Origin of the sequence: Gordonia otitidis NBRC 100426 (assembly GCF_000248075.1) — a bacterium.
GTDB lineage: Bacteria > Actinomycetota > Actinomycetes > Mycobacteriales > Mycobacteriaceae > Gordonia > Gordonia otitidis.
Window position 1 is genome coordinate 1 of record NZ_BAFB01000081.1, and the last position, 2,101, is coordinate 2,101.

The window sequence follows — 2,101 nt, forward strand, 5'->3', positions numbered from 1 at the left end:
ACGCGCTGTTGCCGCTACGGGTCATCACCGACCGCACCCGCGGCGGGTCATACCTTGCGGTGTTCATCGTGGGTATCGGGATGTTCGGCATCTTCCTGTTCCTGACCTACTACCTGCAGGTCAACCTGCACTTCACCCCCATCAAGACCGGACTCGCATTCCTTCCGATGATCGCCATGCTGATCGTCACCGCGACGACGGCGACCGGTGTGTTGCTGCCTCGGTTCGGTCCTCGCTGGCTGATGGCAGGCGGCATGCTGATCGCCGCACTGGGCATGGTGCTGCTCACCCAACTGACCGACACCAGTACGTACGCGGCGCACGTCTTGCCCGCGCTGCTGATCATGGGCGTCGGACTCGGCGCGTCGATGGCTCCGGCCATGCAGGGAGCGGTTTCGGGTGTGCTGCCCGAGGACGCGGGTGTCGCGTCGGCAACGGTCAACACCATGCAGCAGGTCGGCGGTTCCGTCGGTACCGCGCTGCTGAGCACAATTGCCGCCAGCGCCGCGGCGTCGTACGCGACATCGCACGCGGGGCAGGTCGCCACTCCGATGGCACTGCAGCAACTCGCCGCGGTGCACTCCTACACCACGGCCTTCTGGGTCGCGGCCGCCGTGTTCGCCGCAGGAGCGGTGATCTCGGCGCTCCTCATTCCGAACGGCACACTCCCCGTCACCGAGGGCGACGAGGCGCCGGCGATGGCGCACTGATCACGCGGCCGCAGACGGGTACGGCCCGGCCACCGATGAACTCGGTGACCGGGCCGTATGTCGTCCGATCAGGTCAGGCGTGTGCCTTATCGCGGTGCGGGAGTACCCACTCCGGACGCGGCCAGTGGCATGTATAGCCGTTCGGATACCGCAGTAGGTAGTCCTGGTGCTCTGGCTCGGCCTCCCAGAACGGGCCCGCAGGCTCGATCGTCGTGACCGCCTTGCCGGGCCACAGCCCCGACGCGTCGACGTCGGCGATCGTGTCACGCGCGACGCGCTCCTGCTCGGGCGACTGAGGGAAGATCGCCGACCGGTAACTCGTACCGACGTCGTTGCCCTGCCGGTTCTTCGTAGACGGATCGTGAATCTGGAAGAAGAACGAGAGGATGTCGCGGTAGGTCGTCTGCGTCGGATCGAAGACGATCTCGACGGCCTCGGCATGTCCCGGGTGGTTTCGATACGTGGGGTGGTCGTTGTCGCCGCCGGTGTACCCGACGCGGGTCGAGATCACTCCTGGCTGACGTCGGATCAAATCCTCGACACCCCAGAAGCATCCGCCCGCGAGTACCGCGGTTTCGGTGCCGGGTTGCGAGGTGACGCGTCCGTCGTCGTTGCTTCCACTGGTCATGATGCGTTCTCCTGCCTGTTGTCTACATGGTCGGTGGTCTCGAACAGGTGCCGGAACTCGCCGTATCCCTGCTCGTCGAGCTCGTCGGCGGGGATGAATCGCAGCGATGCCGAGTTCATGCAGTACCTGCGTCCGCCTTCCGCGCGCGGACCGTCGTCGAAGACATGCCCGAGGTGGCTGTCGGCATACGCCGAGCGCACCTCGGTGCGCTTCATCCACAGCGTTCGGTCGGTGCGCGTCGAAACGGCGTCGTCGCTGATGGGGCGGGTGAAGCTGGGCCAACCCGTTCCGCTGTCGTACTTGTCGAGCGACGTGAACAGCGGCTCGCCGGAGACGACGTCGACGTAGATGCCGGGCTGATGGTTGTCCCAGTATTCGTTGTGGAACGCGGGCTCGGTTCCCTCCTGCTGAGTGACGCGGTATTGGTCGGGCGTCAGGCGCTCGAGCGCCTCGGTGGTCTTGCGGTAGTCGTGGGACATTTCTCCTCCTTGCCACCGCTGGCTGCGGTGTCACATACAAGAACAGCGGCGTCGTCGAATTTGGTCCCGTGAGTCTGTGAATCCGGTGAGAGTCGATAAGCCCTCCACCCGAGCGTAGCGTCGGGACATGGCAGACAACTCGCTCGATCCCACGGTTCCCCCGTCCGGCACAGGCTGCGTCGAGTGTCTCGCCGGCCCTGACGGCTGGTGGTTTCATCTACGACGCTGCGCCGCATGTGGACACGTAGGCTGCTGCGACAGCTCGCCCTCGCAGCATGCTTCCC

At 65.5% G+C, this 2,101-nt stretch carries 4 protein-coding genes; 2 read left to right on the forward strand and 2 right to left on the reverse strand.

Features of this window, described 5'->3' with window-relative positions:
• Positions 1 to 710: MFS transporter (locus tag GOOTI_RS07725; RefSeq protein WP_007238012.1), on the forward strand; the 710-nt coding region annotated here is incomplete at its 5' end.
• 73 nt (positions 711 to 783) lie between these two features.
• Here the strand turns inward: GOOTI_RS07725 and msrA are convergent.
• The gene (msrA, locus tag GOOTI_RS07730; protein ID WP_007238013.1) at positions 784 to 1,338 is read right to left on the reverse strand and encodes a peptide-methionine (S)-S-oxide reductase MsrA; all 555 of its coding nucleotides are present in this window, start codon (positions 1,336 to 1,338) and stop codon (positions 784 to 786) included.
• Entirely contained in the window at positions 1,335 to 1,817 is a 483-nt protein-coding gene (msrB, locus tag GOOTI_RS07735) for a peptide-methionine (R)-S-oxide reductase MsrB (RefSeq protein ID WP_007238014.1), read from the reverse strand. Before msrB ends, msrA begins: the two co-directional genes overlap by 4 nt.
• A 127-nt stretch (positions 1,818 to 1,944) precedes the next feature.
• Here msrB and GOOTI_RS27350 point away from each other — a divergent pair.
• Positions 1,945 to 2,101 (forward strand): ubiquitin carboxyl-terminal hydrolase family protein (locus tag GOOTI_RS27350; RefSeq protein WP_505674594.1); only part of this gene is annotated, 157 nt, incomplete at its 3' end.